This window comes from Streptomyces sp. NPDC041784 (assembly GCF_055591025.1).
This window is the reverse complement of record NZ_JBVJAB010000004.1, coordinates 330,685-352,165: the sequence shown is the minus strand read 5'-3', so window position 1 is coordinate 352,165 and position 21,481 is coordinate 330,685. Positions and strand designations below refer to the sequence as shown.

Sequence of the window (21,481 nt, the reverse complement as noted above, 5' to 3'; positions counted from 1 at the left end):
GAGGCAGTCCCATGAGCACGGTCACTCGCGAGTCCCCCTGGGGCCCGGACCCGAGCGTGTCCTTCGAGTTCTTCCCGCCGAACACCGAGGACGGCCGCGCGTCCCTGTGGCGGGCGCTGCGCAGGGTGGAGACACTGTCCCCCGCGTTCGTCTCCGTCACCTACGGCGCCGGCGGCTCCTCCCGCACCGGCACCATCGACCTCAGCCGGCGGATCGCCGGCGAGACGACCATGCGCCCGGTCACCCACCTCGCCGCCGTCGGCCACTCCAGGGCCGAACTCCGCCATGTCATCGCCGAGTACGCCGACGCGGGCGTCCGTGACGTCCTCGCCCTGCGCGGCGACCCGCCCGGCGACCCGCAGGGCCCCTGGATCCCGCACCCCGAGGGCATCGAGTACGCCTACCAGCTCGTCGAAATGCTCAAGGAGCTGGGCGGCTTCACGGTGGGCGTGGCCGCGTTCCCCGAGCGCCACCCGCGCTCGTCCGACTGGGACGCCGACATCCGCCACTTCGTCGCCAAGTGCCGGGCCGGCGCCGACTACGCCGTGACCCAGATGTTCTTCCACGTCGACGACTACCTGCGGCTGCGCGACCGGGTCGCGGCGGCCGGCTGCGACACCCCGATCATCCCGGAGATCATGCCCGCCACCGACGTCCGTCAGATCAGCCGCTTCGCCGAACTCAGCGACGCGGCCTTCCCCGAGGATCTCGCCCACCGTCTGGAGGCCGCCCGCGACAACCCCGCCGAGGGCCATCGCATCGGCGTCGACTTCGCCACGGACATGGCGACCAGGCTGCTCGCCGAGGGCGCCCCCGGTCTCCACTACTGCACCCTCAACCGCCCCGAGGCGGCCCTGGACATCCACCGCAACGTGACGGGCAGCCTCAGCCCCCGACCGTGAACTCCCAGCAGTCCCCGACCCCCGCCCGGCGCAGCAGCGTCCGGGCGGGGCCGGTGGCGGTGCCCGGGGCGAGGAGGAGGCCCGCCAGATCGCCGCTGTGGGCCACCTGAAGACCCAGGGCACCGCAGGCACGGGCCACGCCGAGCAGCGCGTCGAGCCCGGGGACGGGCAGCCGGGCCTGGTTGAGCAGGGTGCTCTCCGTGGCGACCGCGCCCAGCAGCGCCGCGTCCCCCGTCCGCAGGGCCTCGCGCAGCCGGGCCCGCAGGTCCTCGAAGCGGGCGCGTTCCGTGTCGTCGTAGCGGGGCGGCGGAAGGGCGAGGGTGTCCACGCCGGAGCCGCCGGGGCGGGTGGCGAAGCCCAGGACCCGCAGCGGCGGCAGCCGGTGGCCGAAGTCCTCCAGCACGGTGCCCTCGCGCTGCGCGAACAGCACCGTCGTCTCCTCGAACATCAGCGCGTCGGAGGCGGTCTCCGCCCGCACCGCGAGCCGGGCCGCCTCCCGGGCCGTCGGCACGGCGCCGAGGGCGTCCCGTACGGCCCGCACGGCCGCCAGCACATCACTGGTGGACGATCCGAACCCCCGTCCGACCGGGACGTCCCCCCACACCTCCAGCAGCCCGCCCGGCACCGCATCGCCCGGCGCCGCACCGTCCAGCGCCAGTTCGGCCGCCCGCCGGGCCTTCCGCTTCCACGCCGGGCGGACGGTCACCCCACCGCCGTCCGACGACGGCGTGAAGACCGCCCGGGTGGTGAACAGCGGGCACGGCAACGTGACCAGCCCCCGCACCGGATCGCCCCCGGGCCCGGTGAACACGCCCTGCACCAGCTCGCCGTGGTGGACGGGCGCGGTCCCGGTGCCGCGCGACACCCGAGGACGGCCGGCGGCGAGCGTGCCGGACGGCGCCCTCACCCGTCCTCCTCGAAATCATCGAAGGCGTCGGAGTCGTCGGGGTACGGCTCGGGCTCCGTGACCCAGCCCGCCGCCAGCACCAGCCGCGTGTGGCGGTGCAGGGCGAGGAAGCCGAAGGGGCGGTCGAAACGGACCCGGACGACGGTGGTCGCCCAGCGCAGCGTGGGCGGCATGCCGCCCGCCACCATGCCGATCGCCGTCGTCGCGGCCGCCCGGAAGCCCAGCGCGCCGAACCGGGCGACGGCGGACTGCCGGGCGGAGCCGACGGCCGGCGGGAAGCCGCTGACGCCGGGGAAGTGCCCGCGCCGGCCGTCCCGGGCCGTCGTGAGCCCGAACAGCTCGTGCCGGGCCAGCAGATCGTGGTCGCCGGTGAGGTCGTACGCCGCCGTGGTCACGTCGAGTGTCGGCGGATCGGGTGTCGTGGAGTGTCGGCGTTCGACGCCCAGTCCGGGGCCCACGTCGCCGAAGGGCAGCCGGGAGCCGGGGACGACCGGGAGCCGCCGGTCGAGGACGGCCACGCCCGCGCCCAGCACCTGGCCCGGCGTCATGTCCTCCTCGCCGAGCAGCAGATGGACGTCGAGGGCGGTGTCGCCGAGCACCTTCAGCTCGGTGACGTGCCCGTGGGGTGTGTCCACGACGCCCACCCGGTCCAGCACGGCGCTCTCGCGCCGCAGGCCCAGCACGGCCTCCTCGCCCCAGTACGGGCTCTCCAGAGGCGTCTCGTGGAAGGGCCGCAGCCATCGGGTGCGCAGCGCCAGCGCGCTCGCCAGCACCAGGTCCGTGTCGTCCGTCAATGCGACGGGCATCCGCTCGATCAGCCCGCCGGTCCGCCCGGCCGCCCAGCCGTCCAGGGCCCTCCGGTCGGCCGCCGGGTCCCCGGTGAGCACCCCGTGCGCGTCGGCCGGCAGCCCGGCCGCCCACCGCTCCCGCAGTTCCAGCGTGCGTACGGTCCACAGCCCCAGCGCCGTGTCGAGCCCGCGCATCGCGCCCATCCCGGCGAGCAGCTCCCGCGCGGCCGCGGAGGCCTGCGCGGCGGGCAGGCCGAGGGCGTCGGACAGTTCCTCCCGGGCCGCCCCGTCGGCGCCGTCCGCGAGGAAGGCCAGCAGCGGCCAGACCCCGGCCGCCGAGAACACCGACCCGGAGTCCACGGCCCCCGCCCAGCGGGTGGTGAGCCCGTTCACCGCCCGGATCGTCGCATTCGTGACCGCCATTCAGCCCCCGCTCGTGACGCGCTTACCATGCGCCAGTCGACGCCACTGTCGCGGACAGTCTCGTACGCCGGTTCGGATCCGATGTCGGACCCCCCTGCGAGACTGGCCGAACCGAGTCACCGGCAGAGCCGAATCACCGTCAGAACCGCGAACCCGTCCGAACCAGGAGCACGGTACCCGTGTCCATACCCCCGCCCTCCGGGCCCCAGCAGCCCCAGGACCCGTACCAGCCTCCGCACCCGCAGGGCTCGTATCCGCAGGACCCCTACGCGCAGCACCCGTACGGCCCGCAGGGCCCGGCCCCCTACGCGCAGGCCCCCTACCCGCAGGCCCCCTACGCGCAGGCCCCGTACGGCGCCCCGCCCTACCCGATGTGGGGCCAGGGCTACAGCCCCTTCAACCGGCCCTCGCCGGTCAACGGGGTGGCCATCGCCGCGCTCGTGCTGGGCATCCTCTGCTTCCTGCCGGCCGTGGGGCTGATCCTCGGGATCATCGCGCTGGTGCAGATCAGGAAGCGCGGCGAGCGCGGCAAGGGGATGGCGATCGCGGGCGCGATCCTGTCCTCGGTGGGGCTCGCCCTGTGGGTGGTGTCGCTGTCCACGAACGCCGCCTCCGACTTCTGGGAGGGCTTCAAGGACGGTGCGGTCGGCTCCAGCTTCTCGCTGGCCAAGGGCGACTGCTTCGACGTCCCGGGCTCGAACTTCGACGAGAACGTCTACGACGTCGACGAGGTGCCCTGCGCCGGCGAGCACGAGGGCGAGGTGTTCGCCACCATCCCGCTGTCCGGCAGTGACTTCCCGGGCGACGACCGGGTCACGGACATCGCCGAGGACAAGTGCTGGCCCCTCCACCAGGCGTACGCGATGGACCCCTGGGCGCTGACCGACGAGGTCGACGTCTACTACCTCACGCCCACCTCCGAGAGCTGGGACTGGGGCGACCGCGAGATCACCTGCGTCTTCGCCAACACCGACGAGTCGGCCACCCTGACCGGCTCGCTGCGCGCCGACGAGTCCACCCTCGACACCGACCAGCTGGCCTTCCTGAAGGCGATGGCCGCCGTCGACGAGGTCCTCTACGAGGAGCCGGAGGAGCTGGCCGAGGACGACCTGGCCGCCAACAGGTCCTGGGCCGGCGACGTCCGGGACGTGCTCGGCGAGCAGGTCGAGGCGTTGCGCGCGCACGACTGGTCCGACGGCACGGGGACGTCCGTCGACGCCCTGGTCGCGGACATGGAGGACGCCCGCGCGGACTGGGCGAAGGCGGCCGGCGCCACCGACGTCGACACGTACTACGAGCACTACGACAGCGGCTACGAGTACGTCGACGGCGACACCACGGTCACCGCCCGCGAGGCTCTGGGCCTGGCCACCACCGTGCCCTCGTACGAGGAGGAGGGCGACGGCGAGAGCAGCGGCGGCAGCGGCGAGGAGGCCGGCGGTCTCGAAGTCTGATGCCGAGGTGTGATCACGCCCATAGCGGGGAGAAAGTGCCTGCGTAAAGCCCCCCACGGGCAGATGTCATCACATCGAGTGATTCCCTGGCCTTTGCTTGCACGGCGGAACCCACGGTTGCCACGCTGTAGCTGTCTGTACAACCTGATGGGAGTGGCTCGTGACATTCGGTGAGCAGCCGGCGTACCTGCGTGTCGCGGGTGATCTCCGCAAGAAGATCGTCGACGGCTCGCTGCCACCACACACCCGTCTGCCCTCCCAGGCCAGAATCCGCGAGGAGTACGGCGTCTCGGACACCGTGGCGCTCGAGGCGCGCAAGGTGCTGATGGCCGAAGGGCTGGTCGAGGGCCGCTCCGGATCCGGCACGTACGTGCGCGAGCGGCCCGTGCCGCGCCGGATCTCCCGCTCCGGGTACCGGCCCGCGAGCGGCTCCACGCCCTTCCGGCAGGAGCAGGCCGAGGCGCACGCCCGCGGGACCTGGGAGTCCAGCAGCGAGCAGACCGAGGCGAGCGGCGCCGTCGCCGAGCGGCTCGGCATCAAGGCCGGCGACCGCGTGATGTGCACCAAGTACGTCTTCCGGGAGGCCGGCGAGGCGATGATGCTCTCCACCTCCTGGGAGCCCCTCGCGGTCACCGGCCGCACGCCCGTGATGCTGCCCGAGGAGGGCCCGGTCGGCGGCATGGGCGTCGTCGAGCGCATGCGTGCCATCGACGTCATCGTGGACAACGTCACGGAGGAGGTCGGCGCCCGCCCCGGCCTCGCCGAGGAGCTGCTCGCCCTCGGCGGCGTCCCGGGGCATGTGGTGCTGGTCGTCCAGCGCACGTACTACGCCTCGGGCCGCCCGGTCGAGACGGCCGACGTGGTCATCCCGGCCGACCGCTACCGGGTGGCGTACCACCTTCCGGTGCGGTGAGCGGACGCTGCTGTGGCGCGCGCCGGTGAGCGGCGCACACCCTTCAGGCGGTCGCCCCGCGTGTCCGCCTGTCCCGGGGCCCGGCGCACGCCGTCGGAATCCGGTCGTTTCCCGTCGTTCCCGCAGGTCGTCCCGTTTGTGCCCGGCACCCCGCCGACCGGATGCGTCGCAGCGCTCGTACGGCGCGTTCTCCCTCGTGCGCCCCCTGCGTCTTGGCTGGTTGCGTACCTCTTTGTGAAAAGCCGTATTCGCTGTGTAAAGGTAAGGCGTACGCTCGGGCATATGCGGAGTGCGGTTTCCTTAGACGGCGGGGCGCGGAGCGAGCCGCGGACGGGAAGCGGAGGGGCGCGATGAACGAGGGCGGCACCATCTCCCTGCCCTGGCTCGTCATACGGCAGGACGACAACGGCAATCGCTACCGCGTGGGCCGGTACGCGACCCGGGCGGAGGCCCAGAAGATCGCGGACAGCCTCGACAGCCGCGGTCACAAGCAGCTCTACTGGGTCGAGCGGATCGGCCAGGCCCAGGCCCAGACCCACACCCAGTCCCCGGCCCAGAACGGGGACGGCACCCGGAACTGACGTGCGCCGGAGTCCCGTAGGCTCCGGCGCATGACGGAACGGATCGTGGTGGTCGGAGCCGCCCTGCTCGACGGCGGCCGTCTGCTCGCCGCGCGCCGCAGCGCACCCCCCGAACTCGCCGGCCGCTGGGAACTGCCCGGCGGCAAGGTCGAGCCCGGCGAGCGCCCCGAGGCGGCCCTCGTCCGCGAACTGCGCGAGGAACTGGGCGTCGAGGCCGAACCGGTCGGACGCGTCCCCGGGGAGTGGCCCCTGCGACCCCCCTACGTCCTCCAGGTGTGGACCGCCCGCCTGCGCCCCGGCTCCGCCGCCCCCGCTCCCCTCGAGGACCACGACGCACTCCGCTGGCTCGACCCGGCCGAGATCTGGGACGTCCCCTGGCTCGACCAGGACGTTCCCGCGGTGCGCGAGACCCTGACCCACCTGGGCACGCGGGCCGGCTGAACCGCCGCGGCCGCGCTCCCAGCAGGGACCGCGGCCGGTGGCAAGGGCGCGTCCCTCGGCGTTGTGGGGCGTGGCGGGGGTGCGGGCGTCCGGTCCGTGCATCGCCCCCGGAGCACGGGCGGCGCCCGGCACGCCGTTCGTGCCACCGTGCGCCCTTCCGCACGGTAATGCCTCCCGGATACCGGGTATGTGCCCATTAACCCCACGAAACCGGACATGGGTGTACTCGCTGGCCCGGGAAGTGATCGGCGTGATCGACACCGAAGGCGACTGCGTCGAGTGGACGTTCCCCGCGGACCCCGGAGCGGCGCGCGCCGCGCGCGGCGCGGTCCGTGGCCAGTTGAGCGGCTGGGGCCTCGACAGCCTGGGCGATGTGGCGACGCTGCTGGTCAGCGAGCTGGTCACCAACTCCCTGCGGCACGCCACCGGCCCCATCGGCGTCCGGCTGGTCCGCCCCGCCGGACTGGAGAACGTGCTGCTGGTCGAGGTCTCCGACCCGGTGCCGGACCCGCCCCGGGAACGCGCCGCCCGGCCCGAGGACGAGAGCGGCCGCGGACTCCAACTGGTGGCCTCCTCCTCGCGCCGCTGGGGCAGCCGTCCCGGAGACACCGGCAAGACCGTGTGGTTCGAGCTGACGGTGCCGGGTTGACCGGCCGTCGTACGGGGATGAGCCCGGATACGGCGGGGGTCCGGGCGGACGCCTTCCGGCCCCGGTCCCCGACCGGTCCCGGAAGGTGTGATTCGACGAGGTGCCCGCTGGTTAGAAGACTGGAAGTGTTGTCGCGGAACGGGCCAAAAAACGCCTGGACCGTGCTGTGATCGTGAACACCGTGTCGTGCGGACCCGTAGTGCTGGATACTGCGGGCAGCCGCCGCCGGTGACCGGTGCCGGACGCGGTGAGCTGGAGGGGACGGTTCGCGTGAGCGAGATACCAGCGAAGGCCACGGGCTCCGAGGACCCGTCGGACGGCGCGAGGGTGAAGGCCGCGAGCGCGCTCGCCGTCGGCGCCGCGCACGACGGCCTCGCGGACGGGGAGGCACCCGGCGACGCCATGTGGCAGAGCAGTCCGCCCGGTTCGATCTACGACTACATCAAGGTTGCGTCGTTCTCGATCGGTCCCGACGGGCTCGTCGACCAGTGGAGCCTGCGCGCCGAGCAGATCTTCGGCATCCCGGCCCAGCGCGCCCTCGGCATGGACCCCATCGACGCCTTCGTCGACCCGGACCTCCGCGAAGAGGGCCAGCGCAAGATGGCCGAGATCCTCGACGGCCGGGAGTGGACCGGAGTCGTCCCCTTTCGGATGCCGGACCCGGTGCCCGGCGGCGGCCGTGGCGAGCAGGGCCTCGCCGAGGTCTACGTCATGCCGACCCGCAGCCTGGACGGCGAGAAGGCCGCCGTGTGCATCGTCGTCGACGTCCGCACCCTGCGCAGCATCGAGACCGACCTCGCCGCCTCGCAGGCCATTTTCGGCCAATCCCCTTTCGGGTTCCTGCTGATCGACCCCGACCTGCGGGTCCGCCGGGCCAACCAGCGGTTCGCCTCCCTCTTCGGCGGCACCCCCGACGAACACCGCGGCCGGGGCGTCCACGACTATCTGCCCCGCCCCGAGGCCGAGCGGGTCACCGCGACCCTGCGCCGGGTCCTGAAGACCGGCGACTCGATCACGGACATGCACGTCACCGGCTTCCTGCCCGGTTCCGACGAGCGCCGGCACTGGTCGATCAACCTCTACCGCGTGCACAGCGGCTCCGGCCGCCCCATCGGCATCGCCTGGCTCGGCACCGACATCACCGCCCGCCGCGCCGCCGCCCGCGAGGCCGCCGCCGCACGGCGCAATCTCGCCCTCCTGAACGAGGCGGGCGCCCGCATAGGGAACTCCCTCGACCTGGAGACGACCGCGCGCGAACTCCTCGACGTGGTCGTGCCCGGCTTCTGCGACCTGGCCACCGTCGACCTCTACCAGGGCCTGCTGGCCGGCGACGAGACCCCGCCCGGCCTCGCCGACGGCAGCGCCGAACTGCGCCGGGTCGCCTTCTCCTCCGCCGTCTCCGACGCCCCTTTCGCCGGGTCGGGCACGCCCGTCGCGGTCGGCGCGGTCCACCACTTCCCGTTCAACTCGCCCTGCGCGGACGCCCTGCGCACCGCCCGCCCGCAGGCCATCCCCGGCGAGGAGGGCGGCCTGGTGCAGTCCACCCTCGCCGTCCCGATGGTCGCCCACGACACCGTCGTCGGCCTCGCGCAGTTCTCCCGGACGAAGGGCAGCGAGCCGTTCGGCGACCGGGACCGGGACCTGGCCGTGGAACTGGCCGCCCGTGCCGCCGTCTGTATCGACAACGCCCGTCTCTACCGGCGCGAGCACGAGCGGGCGTTGATACTCCAGCGGTCACTGCTGCCGCCCGGCGACCCGGTGGCGACCGGCCTCGACATCGCCTGCCGCTATCTGCCCGGGAACGCCTCCACGGGCCGCCCCAGCGAGGTCGGCGGCGACTGGTTCGACGTCATCGAACTCCCCGGCCACCGCACCGCGCTGGTGGTCGGCGACGTGATGGGCCGCGGTCTGCGCGCCGCGGTCGCCATGGGCGAACTGCGCACCGCCGTACGCACCCTGGCGCTGCTCGACCTCGAACCGGCCGAGGTGCTCTCCGCGTTGGACGAGATCGCCCGCGGCCTCGGCGCCCCCGGCGGCGTCCAGCAGGCCACCCGCGCCGCCCGCCGCCCCCGCGAGGCCGACCTGTCCGAGGTGTATCTCGCGACCTGCGTGTACGCGGTCTACGACGCCGTCACCCGCCGGTGCACCTTCGCCAACGCCGGTCATCTCCCGCCGGTCCTCGTCGAACCCGGCGAGCCCGCGCTGATGCTCGACGTGCCGCCCGGCCTGCCGCTCGGCGTGGGCGGGGAGCCCTTCGAGGAGGTGGAGGTCGACCTGCCCGAGGGCGCGCTGCTCGCGCTCTACACCGACGGCCTGGTCGAGTCCCGCGACCATCCCCTGGACGAGGGCCTCCAGGCGTTCGTCGGCGCGCTGACCGACCCCTCCAGCCCCCTGGAGGACGTCTGCGACTACGTCCTCAACACCCTCGACACGCACCACGGCGAGGACGACATCGCGTTGCTGATGGCACGTGTACAGGGCCTGCCCACCGAGTCCGTCGGCGACTGGACACTGCCGCGCGAGCCCCGCAGCGTGGGCCGGGCCCGTGAGTACGCGCGCGGCCAGCTGCTGTCCTGGGACCTCGAACCCCTCGTCGACACCACGGAACTGCTGGTCAGTGAACTGGTGACGAACGCGCTGCGGTACGGCGAGGGCGAGATCAGGCTGCGGCTGCTGCTGGACCGCACCCTGGTGTGCGAGGTCTGGGACGCGGGCCTGGTCCAGCCGCGCCGCCGCAGAGCCCGCGACACCGACGAGGGCGGCCGCGGCCTCCAGCTCGTCGGGCTGCTCAGCGCGGCCTGGGGCTCCCGGCGCACCCCGCGCGGCAAGACGGTGTGGTTCGAACTGCCGCTGCCGGACGGGGAGACGGGCCTGACGGACCCGGCGGAGGCCTTGCTGAGCCTGTTCTGAACCTGCGGGTCAGAACCCCGACGGTGGACCGCCCTCGGGATCCTCGGCCGGGACGACCCCGCCGAGGACGGCCCCACCCGTCCCGGTCGTGCCCTCCGGCCCCCCGTACGGATTGCCGTGCGTCCGCACGTCCCGCTCGGCCAGGTCCAGCGCCTCCAGGGCGAGCGTGTCGGCGGGCACGCGGTCCGCCGGGTCACCGTCCGCGAGAAGCCGCCGCGCCTCCGCCAGCCGGGTGCGGGCGGTGGCGCCCACCGCGCCCCGGTGCGTGGCGACCTGGTCGTCCGCCGCGGCGGCCGAGGCGCGGGCCACCAGCAGCGCGGCGGCCGCGAGCACCCCGCCCGGCCCCGGGACGGCCGCCCCGACCGCCCGCACGATCCGCCGCAGCACGGCCGTCGGGTCGTACGGCTGCCCCGCGGCGATCTCCTGCCGTACGGAGGCCAGGACGGCGTCGGCGTTCTGGAGCCGGGAGCGCAGCTCGCCGGGGGGCATGCCGTCCGGCGGTGCCTCCCGCCGCACCCGTGCCAGCTCGGCCTGCGCGCCGGTGAGCGCGGCCGGGACGGTCTCCTCGGCCTTCCGCAGCTCGCCCGAGCGCCGGTCGACCCCGTCGACGAACACGGCCGACTGGGCCACCGCCCCCTCGGCGGCCCGCAGTTGACGCGCCGCCCGCGCCGGATCCCCCGCGTCGGCCGACTGGCGGGCCTGGTTGAGCCGGGTGGTGGCGAACACGAGCCGGTCCTTGGCCTGTTCGACGTTCCCGACGACCGTCGCGGTCGCCGTGGGCGCGTACCGGGTGTGCAGCTCGGCGAGGACGGCGTCCGCGTCCCGGGCCCGCCCGGCCAGCTCCCGGAACCGCTCCTCCGCGACCCCGACCGCCGCCTCCAGCCCCTGACCCGCGTCGGCTTCCTCCGACAGCCCCCTCAGCCGCGCGAAGTCCCCCGCCACGGCGTCCATCCGCCGCTCCGCCTCCGCGCATCGTCCGACGATCCCGGCGAGCGCGTGCCGCCGGGCCGCCTCCTCCGCCGGCTCCCCGTGGTCGTACCGCTGCCGCATCCGGGCCGCGGCGGACCACTCGTGCTCGGCCGCCTCCAGCGCCGCCCGGAAGGGGGCCACGGCCTCGGCGCCGCACCCGGCCTCGGCGAAGCCGAGTTCCGCTCGCCCGGCCCGCAGCCGGTCGTCCGCCCGGACGAGGGCCTGCTGCGCCTCCTCGTCGGGGCCGGTGAGCGGCGGCGCCGAGCCCGGGGGCGGCGGGCCGCCCGCCCCGCCGGGGGTCGTCCGGTCGCGGGTGCGCCGGACCCGGCGTATGTACCCGTAGCCGGCGAGCACGCCCGCCGCGCCCACCACCACGACGGGGAGCACCAGATCGGCGCCGGAGGTCTCGTCCGCCTCCGCCGCGGCGGCACTCGCGGTGGGCCCGGCCTCCTTGATCGCAACCGGCACGTCGCTTCCCGACGTCATCCCCGGCAACACGAGCCACACCAACCCGGCCGCACCTCCCAGCACGGCATGGGCCACTCGCACGGATATGTGGGAGGTGGCACGCCGCCGGCGGCCTCGGGGCAGGGATGACATCACATTTTGGAGCGTATGGCCGTGAATGCGGCCACGCGACCGGGATGCGCCCGAGGCGGGGGCGGTGGGGCGGGGCACCACAGAAGGGGGAAACGGGGATGGAGACCGGCAAGGTCACCGACACGGAAGCGACGAAGGAACCGGAAGAACGAGAAGAACGAGAAGAACGAGAAGAACAAGAGGGGCGGGAACAGCAAGAGGAACCGCAAGAGGAACAGCAAGAGGACCGGGGCGAGGAGCGGCACGAGGACCGGGGCGAGGAACAGCAGGCCCCCCGGCGTCGACGCCGTTGGCGTCGCTGGGCCCTCGGTGGTGTCCTGCTCCTCCTCGCCCCGGTCCTCGTCTCCCAGATCGCCCTCGGGGTGAACTACCTGGGCGACCCGGCCGACGGCACGTACACCCGCGGCAAGGACGCCATCTGGCTGGGGCACGCCTGGGTCGACGGGCGCAAGACCGAGGCCGACGTCGAGGCGCTGGCCGAGCGGCTGCGCGACACCGGCATGCGCGACCTGTACGTGCACTCCGGGCCCCTGGAGCACGACGGCACGCTGCCGGCGTCCGCCTATCCCCGGGCGGCCTGGTTCATCGACGCGATCCACCGGGAGGCGCCCGGCATCCGGGTGCAGGCCTGGCTGGGTGACGTCCTCGCCTCCGAGAGCCCGCGCGGCATGCGGCTGGAGAAGGCCGAGACCCGGGCCGCCGTCGTGCGGTCCGCGCGCCAGATCCTCGACACCGGTTTCGAAGGCACCCACTTCGACCTGGAGCCGCTGCACTCCGGCGACCGGAACTACCTCACCCTCCTGGACTCCCTGCGCGACCTCACCCGCTCCCGCGACGCCCAGCTCTCCGTCGCCGCCCACCAGATCGACCCCGTCCCCGGCTTCCACTCCTTCTGGGGCACCACCACCGGCCACCCCAAGTGGTGGTCCCAGTGGTTCTTCGGCCAGGTCGCCCGCCGCGTCGACCAGATCGCCGTGATGTCGTACGACACCATGCAGCCGCTGGAGAGCACCTACGGCGGCTATGTCGCCCAGCAGACCTCCCTCGCCCTGGAGGTCACCCCGCCCTCCACCGACCTGCTGATGGGCCTGCCCTTCTACCAGGAGAACAAGTTCAGCCACTGGGCCCACGCCGAGACCGTCGCCGCCGCCGTCCGGGGCGTCCGCCTCGGCCTGTCCCGCACGGACGCCGACCGCCAGAACTTCGGGGTGGCGGCGTACGTCGACTTCACGGCGACGGAGACCGACTGGGCGTCGTACGAAAAGGGCTGGGTCCGGTGAGCGCGGGCACGGAAGACTCGGCGGGATGACCACCCCACGACAGCCAGGACGGCCACGACAGCACCTGACCGCCGCCGACCTCGCGCCCCTCGCCCGCGCGGCGGTCGGCGGGCACCGCACCCTGCTCGCCGCCACCCGGCTCACCGGCGGCACCAGCAAGGGCGTCTACCGGCTCGCCTTCGACGACGGCCGCACGGCGATCGCGTATGTCTGGTCCCCGCAGGAGGACTACTGGGTGCCGCCCGCCACCGAAGGCCCCTCCCCGGGCACCGGCAGCGGCCTGTTCGGCTCCGCGCACCGCCGGCTGACCGCCCTCGGTGTGCGCGTGCCTCGGCTGCTGCTGCTCGACGAGGACGCCGTGCACCTCCCGGTGTGCGCGGCGGTCGTCGAGGACGTCACCGGCCCCACCCTGGAGGACGCCCTGCGCGACGACCCGGCCGGGGCGCGCCCCGCCCTGGAACGGCTGGCCGGGACGCTCGGCGCGATGCGTGCCCGTACCGCCGCCGGACACGGCGAGGTCGCCCTCGTCGAGGCGGGCGGCACGGCGCCCGGCGCCTCGTACGTGCGGGCCGTCGCCGACCACGCCGTCCGTGACCTCGACGAGGCGGCCGCGCGCGACCCCCGGATGCGGGCGGCCCGCGACCGGCTGGCGGAGAGGGTGCGGGAGCTGCGGGACGCCGTCCGGCCGCGCCCCGTCCACTCGCTGATCCACGGCGAACTCGGCCCGGACCACGTCCTGCTCACCGAGGACGGCGAACCGGTCCTGATCGACATCGAGGGCCTGGCGTACGGCGACGCGGAGCGGGAGCACGTCTTCCTGGAACTGCGCTTCGGCCCCTGGTACGACACCCTGCGCGCCCCTGGCCTCGACGAGGACCGGCTGGAGTTCCACCGCCTCGCCATGCACCTCTCGCTGGTCGCGGGTCCGCTGCGGCTGCTGGACGGGGACTTCCCGGACCCCGCCCCGATGCGGGAGATCGCCGAGTCCAACCTGCGCAGGGCGCTGGAGTGGGCCGGGACCGGACGGTCGGTGCCGCGGCCGTAGCCGTCCCGTTGCCCAGGTGTCATGTGTGCTTTTCCTCCAGGGGTATGTCTGTTGGTTGTGCGGGGTCTGTGCTCGCCCTAGCGTCCACATCTCCTATCCCTGTGAGGGTCTCCCACTGATGCGATCGCTACTCACCAGCAAGGCTGCCCGTCGCGCGCTGCGCCCGGTGGCCGAACTCATCGACCAGCGCATCGAGCGCCAGGTCCGGCGCATGATCGGGAACAACGGCGCGAACGCCGCCGGAAACACCCCGTCGGACGTGGCGCAGGAACTGAAGAAGCTGCGCAGCCGGCAGCGCCCGCTGGAACTGTTCTTCGACGGGACCGGGCGCGGCGCGTCCCGGTTGCCGTCCGCGCCCCATCTCAACCGCACGATCGCCGAACTGACCGAGGTGACCGGGAAGCGGGAGGCCGCCGAGGGCACCGTCGCCCAGGCGTTCCGGCTGCTCATCGCGATGGAGGCGCTCGGTGTCGGCCGGATCGCCGGCGGCACGATGAACATCGTCGGCAAGCTCTCCGCCGTACCGCTGCTGGATCCGCCGAACGACGAGATCCTGGAGATCGGCACCTTGTACGGGATGTTCGGCGCGTCCCTGATCCGGATGATGGAGAAGGCCGGGCGCGACCCGCGGCTGACCATCGTCGACCCGCTCGCCGGAACGCAGCTCCAGCCCGGCGCCACCATGGGCGACGACGCCTCGGGCACCCCCGTGCGGGAGGCCGCGGTGCGCACCAATCTGGGTCTGGTGGGCCCGGCGGGCGCCGCCACCCGGATCCAGCAGGGCTTCTCCGAGGACCCCGAGGTGCGCGCCCTGGTCTCCGACCGCTCCTACGGCGTGGTCATCGTCGACGGCGACCACTCCGCCGCCGGGGTCGCGGCGGACTTGGAGTGGGCGGAGACCATCGTCGCCCCCGGCGGGATCGTGGTGCTGGACGACTTCGGGCACCCCAAGTGGCCGGGTATCAAGGAGGCCTTCGAGAAGCACATGGCCACCGACACCCGGTTCACCTTCCTCGGCCAGGTGGCGCACTCGGGCTATCTGCGCGCGCGGGCGTGAGACGCGGCCCTCGCGTGAGGGACCGCCTCGCGTGAGGCACCCTCTCGCATGAGGTGCCGCTTCAGCTCCGGCGCAGGATCTTGTTCCCCAGCCAGACCAGCGGGTCGTACTTCCGGTCGACCGCCCGCTCCTTCAGCGGGATCAGCGCGTTGTCCGTGATCCTGATCCCCTCGGGGCACACCTCCGTGCAGCACTTGGTGATGTTGCAGTAGCCGAGACCGTGTTCGTCCTGGGCCGTGCGCTTGCGGTCCAGGCCGGACTCCTCGGCCGCGTCCAGCGGGTGCATGTCCAGCTCGGCCACCCGCATCAGGAACCGCGGACCGGCGAACGCCGGCTTGTTCTCCTCGTGGTCGCGGACCACATGGCAGGTGTCCTGGCACAGGAAGCACTCGATGCACTTGCGGAACTCCTGCGGACGGTCCACGTCCTCTTGGAACATCCGGTACTCGCCCGGAGCCACCCCGGCGGGCGGCACGAACGCCGGGACCTCCCGCGCCTTGTCGTAGTTGAAGCCGACGTCCGTCACCAGGTCGCGGATCACCGGGAAGGCGCGCAGCGGCGTCACCGTGATCGTCTCGTCCCGGGTGAACACAGACATCCGGGTCATGCACAGCAGCCGGGGCCGCCCGTTGATCTCCGCCGAGCACGATCCGCACTTGCCCGCCTTGCAGTTCCAGCGGACGGCGAGATCGGGCGCCTGGGTGGCCTGGAGCCGGTGGACGATGTCCAGGACCACCTCGCCGTCGTTCACCTCGACCGCGAAGTCCGCCAGGCCGCCGCCCTCGGCGTCGCCCCGCCACACCCTGAAGCGTGCCTCGTAGCTGCTCACTGGTAGAGCTCCTCCTCGGCGAGGTACTTGACCAGCTCCTCCTTCTCGAAGAGGGCGAGCAGGTCGGGGCGGATGGGGTCGGTGTTCTCCCGGACGAGGTCGATCGCGCCCCCGTCACCGGGCGGCTCGGCGAGCCGGCACAGCAGGTTGACGTTGCGCCACGCCCGCTCCATCGCCGGGTGGTCCTCGCGGGTGTGGCCGCCGCGCGACTCGGTGCGCTCCAGCGCCGCCCGGGCCACGCACTCGCTGACCAGCAGCATGTTCCGCAGGTCGAGGGCGAGGTGCCAGCCAGGGTTGAACTGGCGGTGCCCCTCCACGCCCGCGTGCCGGGCCCGTACCCGCAGATCCGCGAGCCGCTCCAGGGCCTGCTCCATCTCGCCCTCCCGGCGGATGATGCCGACCAGGTCGTTCATGGCCTGCTGGAGCTCCTGGTGGAGGGTGTACGGGTTCTCGGCCGGGTCGGCGGAGAACGGCCGCAGCGCCTCGGCCGCCGCCGCGTCGATCTGCGCGCCGTGAACGGGCGGCCGTACCTCCGTGGCCGCCGCGTGCAGCGCCGCGTGCGCTCCCGCCCGGCGGCCGAACACCAGCAGGTCGGAGAGCGAGTTGCCGCCCAGCCGGTTCGAGCCGTGCATCCCGCCGGCCACCTCACCGGCCGCGAACAGCCCCGGTACGCCGCGCGCGGCGGCGGTGTCGGAGTCGACCGCGACCCCGCCCATCACGTAGTGGCAGGTCGGACCGACCTCCATCGCCTCCGCCGTGATGTCGACGTCGGCCAGCTCCTTGAACTGGTGGTACATCGAGGGCAGCCGGCGCTTGATGACCTCGGCGGGCATCCGGGTCGACACGTCCAGGAAGACCCCGCCGTGCGGGGAGCCCCGGCCGGCCTTCACCTCCGCGTTGATCGCGCGGGCCACCTCGTCGCGGGGGAGCAGCTCGGGCGGGCGCCGGTTGTGGTCCGGGTCCTCGTACCAGCGGTCGCCCTCCTCCTCCGACTCGGCGTACTTCTCCTTGAAGACGTCCGGGACGTAGTCGAACATGAACCGCTTGCCCTCGGAGTTGCGCAGCACCCCGCCGTCGCCGCGCACGGACTCCGTGACGAGGATGCCCTTCACGGACGGCGGCCAGACCATGCCCGTCGGGTGGAACTGCACGAACTCCATGTTCAGCAGCGGCGCGCCGGCGAGCAGGGCCAGCGCGTGGCCGTCGCCCGTGTACTCCCACGAGTTCGACGTCACCTTGAAGGACTTGCCGATGCCGCCGGTCGCGACGACCACGGAGGGCGCCTCCAGGACGAAGAACCGGCCGCTCTCGCGTTCGTAGGCGAAGACGCCGCTGACGCGTGGGCCGTCCTTGAGGACACGGGTGACCGTGCACTCCTGGAACACCTTCAGCCGGGACTCGTAGTCGCCGGTCTCGCGGTGGTCCTCCTGCTGGAGCGCGACGATCTTCTGCTGGAGGGTGCGGATCAGCTCCAGGCCGGTGCGGTCGCCGACGTGCGCGAGGCGCGGGTACTCGTGGCCGCCGAAGTTGCGCTGCGAGATCCGGCCGTCCTTCGTACGGTCGAACAGGGCACCCCAGGTCTCCAGCTCCCACACCCGCTCCGGGGCCTCCTGGGCATGCAGCTCGGCCATCCGCCACTGGTTGAGGAACTTGCCGCCGCGCATGGTGTCGCGGAAGTGGACCTGCCAGGTGTCGTGCTCGTTGGCGTTGGCCATCGCCGCCGCGATACCGCCCTCGGCCATCACGGTGTGCGCCTTGCCGAACAGCGACTTGCAGATCACGGCCGTACGGGCGCCGCGCTCGCGGGCCTCGATGGCGGCGCGCAGCCCGGCACCCCCCGCGCCGACCACGACGACGTCCCACTCCTGGCGGTCGACCACGGACATCAGAACGCCCCACTCATCAGAAGAACCTCGGATCGTCGAAGACGCCGGACGCGACCAGGTACACGTAGAAGTCGGCGAGCGCCACGCTCACCAGCGACGCCCACGCCAGCAGCATGTGGCGGGCGTTGAGCCGCCCGACGAACTGCCAGGCCCGGTAGCGCACGGGGTGCTTGGAGAAGTGCCGCAGCTTGCCGCCGACGATGTGCCGGCAGGAGTGGCAGGAGAGCGTGTACGCCCAGATCAGCGCGATGTTGACCAGGAAGACCAGGGTGCCCAGGCCCATGTGGCCCCAGTTGTAGTGCTCGTCGCGGAAGGCGAGCACGGTGTCGTAGGTCAGGATCCCGGCGACGAGGAGCGCGGCGTAGAAGAAGTACCGGTGGATGTTCTGGAGGATCAGCGGGAAGCGGGTCTCACCGGTGTACGTCGCGTGCGGCTCGGCCACCGCGCAGGCCGGGGGCGAGGCCCAGAAGCCCCGGTAGTAGGCCTTGCGGTAGTAGTAGCAGGTCAGGCGGAAGCCCAGCGGGAAGATCAGGATGATGATCGCGGGCGAGATGCCCCACCACCCGCCGAAGATCTCCGCGTTGGGGCCCGACCGCATGGGTTCGCAGTTCTCCGCCAGACAGGGCGAGTAGAACGGCGACACGTACGGGGCCGCGTAGTAGTCGGCGTTCGCGAAGGCCCGCCAGGTGGAGTACACGACGAACGCCAGCAGACCGGCGGCGGTGGCGGCGGGGGCCAGCCACCAGCGGTCGGTCCGCAGATGGGGCGCGGCGATCGCGGCGCGTCCGGCGCCGCGTACGCCGCCTCGTGGATGGGGGTCGGTGGAGGGTTCCGTACCAGTGGCCAATGCAGGACTCCGGTCGGTATGGGTTCTCGTCGGGGTGGGTTCTCAGGGGGCGTGACGGTCCCGGGCGCCGAGTCCCTCGTCGTCGGTGTCGATCCAGAGGGAGTCGTCGTAGGGGGTGTCGGGGATGGTGACCAGCTCGGGCTTGCGGGGTGCGGCGGGCTGGGCCGCGGCGTCGCGCAGCAGCGCGACACTCTCCCGCAGGTGGGCGGCGTCGGTGCGGACGCGCCGCATCTCCAGACCGCCGCTGCCGAGCTGCTGCTCCAGACGGCCGACGGACCGGGAGAGGTCGTCGAGACAGCGCTGGACCGTACTCAGGTCGTCGTGCACGGACATGACGTGACCTCGCTTCCGTGGGCGGCTAGGCCCTGGACGGCAACGTTCATGCGCCTGCGAGTGTTGCGCGTCACGCCTGTCGCTGTGAAGGCGTGTGCAGCGATTGGCGGGTGCTTTGCTCCGCACGGGTGGGCTTGCGCCAGCCCGCCGCCGTGTCGCTCCCGGCAGGCGAACCCTTTCCTCTTCAGTGGGCCTTAGATCTGATCAACTCCAAAATACCGCCAAACGTGATCAGAACGCACCCAATCGCGCCCGTGTCACCGGCGGCAGCGGATCCCCCGGAGGTACCTGAGATGTCCCACGACGGCGTCGGACTGCGCGCGGTCATGCGCTCGGTCACCTTCCTCACCGCGGGCGCGCTCGCGGTGTCCCTGCTGGCCGGCTGCGGTTCCGAGGACGAGGCCGGAAAGCCCCTGGCGGGCCAGGACATCGCCCCGGCGGGCCGCGCCCTGATCGCCGACGGCGGCACGCTGCGCTGGGCCGTGGACACGGTGCCGGAGACCTTCAACACCTTCCAGTCGGACGCCGACGCCACCACCGCCCGGGTCGCCCAGGCCGTGCTGCCGTCCCTCTTCGTGATCGACGAGAACGGGCGGGCCCGCCGCAATCCCGCCTACCTGGAGTCCGCGAAGGTCGTCGAAACCGAGCCCCGGCAGGTCGTGCTCTACAAGCTGAACCAGCAGGCCGTCTGGAGCGACGGCCGGGAGATCGGCGCCGCCGACTTCGCCGCCCAGTGGCGCGCCCTGTCGGGCAAGGACAGCGCGTACTGGACCGCCCGCAACGCCGGCTACGACCGCGTCGAGAAGATCGAACGCGGCGAGAACGACCTGGAGGTCCGGGTCACCTTCGCCCGGCCCTACGCCGACTGGCAGTCACTGTTCTCGCCGCTCTACCCCAAACAGGTGATGGGCACCCCCGACGCCTTCAACGACGGGGCGCGGCGCAGGCTGAAGGTGACCGCCGGGCCGTTCGTGGTGAAGAAGGTCGACCGCAAGAACGACCAGGTGCGCCTGACCCGCAATCCGCGCTGGTGGGGGGAGACGGCCAAGCTCTCCGAGATCGTGCTGAAGGCCGTGCCCCGGGAGCAGCGGGCGACCGCGCTGGCCGCCGGGACGATCGACCTGGCCGAGATCGACCCGTCCGCCGCGCGGCGCATCGACGGCGCCGCCCGGGGCGAGGCCGGGCCGCTGTCCGGCCCCGGCGCCGGACGCACCGCCGCGAAGGCGCTGCGCTCCTGGGCCCTCGCGCACGGCTCCGACGAGAAGGCCGCCGCGCGCGAGACCCGGGCCCGCAAGAAGCTGCGCAAGGCCATCGCGACCTGGGAACGGCAGCAGGAGGCGCTGACGGGCTTCGAGGTGCGCCGGTCGCTGGAGCCGGCGTACACCCAGCTGGCGCTGAACGGCGCCGACGGGCCGCTCGCGGACGAGCGGGTGCGGCGGGCCGTCGCCCGCGCCCTGGACCGCGAGGAGCTGGCGGAGCTGGTCCTGAAGCCGCTGGGGCTGCCCGCGGTGCCGGTCGGCAGCCATCTGGCGCTCTCCGGGCAGGAGGCGTACGCGGACAACAGCGGCGCGCTCGGCGGCCAGGACACGGTCGAGGCGCAGGCGCTGCTCGCGGACGCCGGGTGGGTCGCCGGGGGCCCGGTCGAGGAGGAGAAGAAGGGCGAGAAGGCGGCCGGCGCGGAGGGCGAGAAGGACGGCAGGAAGTCCGGCGGGCACGGCCCGGAGGGGAAGAAGTCCGAGGACGACTCGCGGGACGGTGACGACGGCACGTACATCGTCGGCGAGGACCACGAGGCGCCCCGCGAGAACGACGGCGGGAACGACGGCGGGAACGACGGCGGGAAGAACGGCGGGGACGACGGCGACAAGGACGGCGACAAGGACCTCGCCCAGGACGGCAAGCAGTACACGCACCCCCACCAGGGCACCGCCCCCGGCGCCTACGCCCCGAAGGGCACCGCCGCCCCGGCCGGAGCCCCCGCGGGGGCGCTGGCCAAGAACGGCAAGGCGCTCAGCCTGCGGTTCGTGCTGCCGTCCGGGCCCGGCTCGGAGTCCCTGCACCAGGTCGCCGGGCGGATCTCGCGGATGCTGGAGAAGATCGGCATCCGCACCGAGACCGTCAGGGTCTCCGACGAGAGCTACTTCAAGGACCACGTGGCGTCCGGCGAGTACGACCTCGCGCTGTACTCCTGGCCCGCCTCCGCCTTCCCGGCCACCGACGCCCGGCCGATCTACGCCAAGCCGGTGCCCGCCGCGGACGGCTCGCTGAGCGTCGAGCAGAACTACACCCGGGTCGGCACCGACCAGGTCGACCAGCTCTTCGACCAGGCGATCTCCACCCTCGACGAGGACCAGGAGCGGGCCCTGATCCGCAAGGCCGACGCCCGTATCTGGGCAGCTGCCGGATCGATTCCTCTCTACCAGCGCCCCCAGCTCACGGCCGCGCGGAAGAACATCGCCAACGCCGGCGCCTTCGGCTTCCAGACCCCGGTCTACGAGGACATGGGCTTCCTGATGAAGGGCGCGAAGGTCTCGGCCGACCCCTCGTAGCCCCTCGTAGCCCTTCGGAGTCCCTCACAGCCCCTTGCAGTCCTTCCTGGGCGGTCTCCCGCCAGGTCCGTCGAAAACGGGTCTGACCTGGGCCGACGTACCCGAAACGGCCCGTGGC

Annotated in this window: 18 protein-coding genes; 11 read left to right on the top strand and 7 right to left on the bottom strand. The window is 73.1% G+C overall.

Annotated features, from left to right (window positions below; translation table 11 throughout):
• Positions 1 to 11: 11 nt before the first annotated feature.
• A complete protein-coding gene (gene metF, locus ACZ6D7_RS11000; protein WP_469487047.1) occupies positions 12 to 902 on the top strand; it encodes a methylenetetrahydrofolate reductase [NAD(P)H] in 891 nt (296 codons plus the stop codon).
• Here the strand turns inward: metF and ACZ6D7_RS10995 are convergent.
• Both ACZ6D7_RS10995 and ACZ6D7_RS10990 read right to left on the bottom strand, forming a co-directional pair.
• Complete coding sequence (locus ACZ6D7_RS10995) at positions 886 to 1,809, bottom strand: GHMP family kinase ATP-binding protein (RefSeq protein WP_469487042.1); 924 nt, start codon at positions 1,807 to 1,809, stop codon at positions 886 to 888. The two genes, metF and ACZ6D7_RS10995, sit on opposite strands and share 17 nt — an antisense overlap.
• The gene (locus ACZ6D7_RS10990; protein ID WP_469487039.1) at positions 1,806 to 3,020 is read right to left on the bottom strand and encodes a serpin family protein; all 1,215 of its coding nucleotides are present in this window, start codon (positions 3,018 to 3,020) and stop codon (positions 1,806 to 1,808) included. Before ACZ6D7_RS10990 ends, ACZ6D7_RS10995 begins: the two co-directional genes overlap by 4 nt.
• Before the next feature lie 179 nt (positions 3,021 to 3,199).
• Here ACZ6D7_RS10990 and ACZ6D7_RS10985 point away from each other — a divergent pair, with 179 nt between their 5' ends.
• The 6 genes from ACZ6D7_RS10985 to ACZ6D7_RS10960 all read left to right on the top strand — a co-directional run bounded on the left by ACZ6D7_RS10985 (position 3,200) and on the right by ACZ6D7_RS10960 (position 9,968).
• Entirely contained in the window at positions 3,200 to 4,474 is a 1,275-nt protein-coding gene (locus tag ACZ6D7_RS10985) for a DUF4190 domain-containing protein (protein WP_469487034.1), read from the top strand.
• A gap of 160 nt (positions 4,475 to 4,634) precedes the next feature.
• Positions 4,635 to 5,387 carry a GntR family transcriptional regulator gene (locus ACZ6D7_RS10980; RefSeq protein ID WP_469487030.1) on the top strand — a complete coding sequence of 251 codons (753 nt, stop codon included), beginning with the start codon at positions 4,635 to 4,637 and terminating at the stop codon, positions 5,385 to 5,387.
• Between the two features lie 350 nt (positions 5,388 to 5,737).
• Positions 5,738 to 5,968 (top strand): SPOR domain-containing protein, encoded by a 231-nt coding sequence (locus tag ACZ6D7_RS10975; RefSeq protein WP_469487025.1) that lies wholly within the window; start codon positions 5,738 to 5,740, stop codon positions 5,966 to 5,968.
• A gap of 30 nt (positions 5,969 to 5,998) precedes the next feature.
• Complete coding sequence (locus ACZ6D7_RS10970) at positions 5,999 to 6,409, top strand: (deoxy)nucleoside triphosphate pyrophosphohydrolase (protein WP_469487021.1); 411 nt, start codon at positions 5,999 to 6,001, stop codon at positions 6,407 to 6,409.
• Positions 6,410 to 6,629: 220 nt separating this feature from the next.
• Positions 6,630 to 7,058, top strand: a complete 429-nt coding sequence (locus ACZ6D7_RS10965) for an ATP-binding protein (protein ID WP_469487018.1) — start codon at positions 6,630 to 6,632, stop codon at positions 7,056 to 7,058.
• Positions 7,059 to 7,328: 270 nt separating this feature from the next.
• A complete protein-coding gene (locus ACZ6D7_RS10960) occupies positions 7,329 to 9,968 on the top strand; it encodes a SpoIIE family protein phosphatase (RefSeq protein ID WP_469487013.1) in 2,640 nt (879 codons plus the stop codon).
• A 9-nt stretch (positions 9,969 to 9,977) separates the two neighbouring features.
• Here the strand turns inward: ACZ6D7_RS10960 and ACZ6D7_RS10955 are convergent, their stop codons facing one another.
• Positions 9,978 to 11,405: a hypothetical protein gene (locus ACZ6D7_RS10955; protein WP_469487010.1), complete on the bottom strand. Its 1,428-nt coding sequence runs from the start codon at positions 11,403 to 11,405 to the stop codon at positions 9,978 to 9,980.
• A gap of 230 nt (positions 11,406 to 11,635) precedes the next feature.
• Between ACZ6D7_RS10955 and ACZ6D7_RS10950 the strand changes: the two genes are divergently transcribed.
• From ACZ6D7_RS10950 to ACZ6D7_RS10940, 3 genes are all read left to right on the top strand, one after another.
• Positions 11,636 to 12,817: a glycoside hydrolase family 18 protein gene (locus tag ACZ6D7_RS10950; RefSeq protein ID WP_469487008.1), complete on the top strand. Its 1,182-nt coding sequence runs from the start codon at positions 11,636 to 11,638 to the stop codon at positions 12,815 to 12,817.
• Positions 12,818 to 12,842: 25 nt separating this feature from the next.
• On the top strand, positions 12,843 to 13,862 hold the full coding sequence (locus tag ACZ6D7_RS10945) for a phosphotransferase family protein (RefSeq protein WP_469487005.1): 1,020 nt from the start codon (positions 12,843 to 12,845) through the stop codon (positions 13,860 to 13,862).
• Positions 13,863 to 13,980: 118 nt separating this feature from the next.
• Positions 13,981 to 14,919 carry a class I SAM-dependent methyltransferase gene (locus tag ACZ6D7_RS10940; RefSeq protein ID WP_469487003.1) on the top strand — a complete coding sequence of 313 codons (939 nt, stop codon included), beginning with the start codon at positions 13,981 to 13,983 and terminating at the stop codon, positions 14,917 to 14,919.
• Between the two features lie 61 nt (positions 14,920 to 14,980).
• Here ACZ6D7_RS10940 and ACZ6D7_RS10935 read toward each other — a convergent pair whose 3' ends face one another.
• The 4 genes from ACZ6D7_RS10935 to ACZ6D7_RS10920 are packed head-to-tail and all read right to left on the bottom strand — an operon-like array spanning position 14,981 to position 18,814.
• Positions 14,981 to 15,748 carry a succinate dehydrogenase/fumarate reductase iron-sulfur subunit gene (locus ACZ6D7_RS10935; protein WP_469486999.1) on the bottom strand — a complete coding sequence of 256 codons (768 nt, stop codon included), beginning with the start codon at positions 15,746 to 15,748 and terminating at the stop codon, positions 14,981 to 14,983.
• Entirely contained in the window at positions 15,745 to 17,634 is a 1,890-nt protein-coding gene (locus ACZ6D7_RS10930) for a fumarate reductase/succinate dehydrogenase flavoprotein subunit (RefSeq protein ID WP_469486997.1), read from the bottom strand. The genes ACZ6D7_RS10935 and ACZ6D7_RS10930 overlap by 4 nt, the downstream gene beginning before the upstream one ends.
• A gap of 16 nt (positions 17,635 to 17,650) precedes the next feature.
• A complete protein-coding gene (locus ACZ6D7_RS10925) occupies positions 17,651 to 18,481 on the bottom strand; it encodes a hypothetical protein (protein WP_469486995.1) in 831 nt (276 codons plus the stop codon).
• A gap of 42 nt (positions 18,482 to 18,523) precedes the next feature.
• Positions 18,524 to 18,814, bottom strand: a complete 291-nt coding sequence (locus ACZ6D7_RS10920; RefSeq protein ID WP_030783841.1) for a hypothetical protein — start codon at positions 18,812 to 18,814, stop codon at positions 18,524 to 18,526.
• A 293-nt stretch (positions 18,815 to 19,107) separates the two neighbouring features.
• On the opposite strand from ACZ6D7_RS10920, the gene ACZ6D7_RS10915 reads away from it, so the two are divergent.
• Positions 19,108 to 21,363, top strand: coding sequence for an ABC transporter family substrate-binding protein (locus ACZ6D7_RS10915; RefSeq protein WP_469486991.1), 2,256 nt, complete (start codon positions 19,108 to 19,110; stop codon positions 21,361 to 21,363).
• Positions 21,364 to 21,481 lie beyond the last annotated feature (118 nt).

Coding starts and splice junctions, on each gene's coding strand:
- metF (WP_469487047.1), top strand. CDS start 12: ATGAGCACGGTCACTCGCGAGTCCCCCTGGGGCCCGGACCCGAGCGTG.
- ACZ6D7_RS10990 (WP_469487039.1), bottom strand. CDS start 3,020: ATGGCGGTCACGAATGCGACGATCCGGGCGGTGAACGGGCTCACCACC.
- ACZ6D7_RS10975 (WP_469487025.1), top strand. CDS start 5,738: ATGAACGAGGGCGGCACCATCTCCCTGCCCTGGCTCGTCATACGGCAG.
- ACZ6D7_RS10970 (WP_469487021.1), top strand. CDS start 5,999: ATGACGGAACGGATCGTGGTGGTCGGAGCCGCCCTGCTCGACGGCGGC.
- ACZ6D7_RS10950 (WP_469487008.1), top strand. CDS start 11,636: ATGGAGACCGGCAAGGTCACCGACACGGAAGCGACGAAGGAACCGGAA.
- ACZ6D7_RS10945 (WP_469487005.1), top strand. CDS start 12,843: ATGACCACCCCACGACAGCCAGGACGGCCACGACAGCACCTGACCGCC.
- ACZ6D7_RS10940 (WP_469487003.1), top strand. CDS start 13,981: ATGCGATCGCTACTCACCAGCAAGGCTGCCCGTCGCGCGCTGCGCCCG.
- ACZ6D7_RS10930 (WP_469486997.1), bottom strand. CDS start 17,634: ATGTCCGTGGTCGACCGCCAGGAGTGGGACGTCGTCGTGGTCGGCGCG.
- ACZ6D7_RS10920 (WP_030783841.1), bottom strand. CDS start 18,814: ATGTCCGTGCACGACGACCTGAGTACGGTCCAGCGCTGTCTCGACGAC.
- ACZ6D7_RS10915 (WP_469486991.1), top strand. CDS start 19,108: ATGTCCCACGACGGCGTCGGACTGCGCGCGGTCATGCGCTCGGTCACC.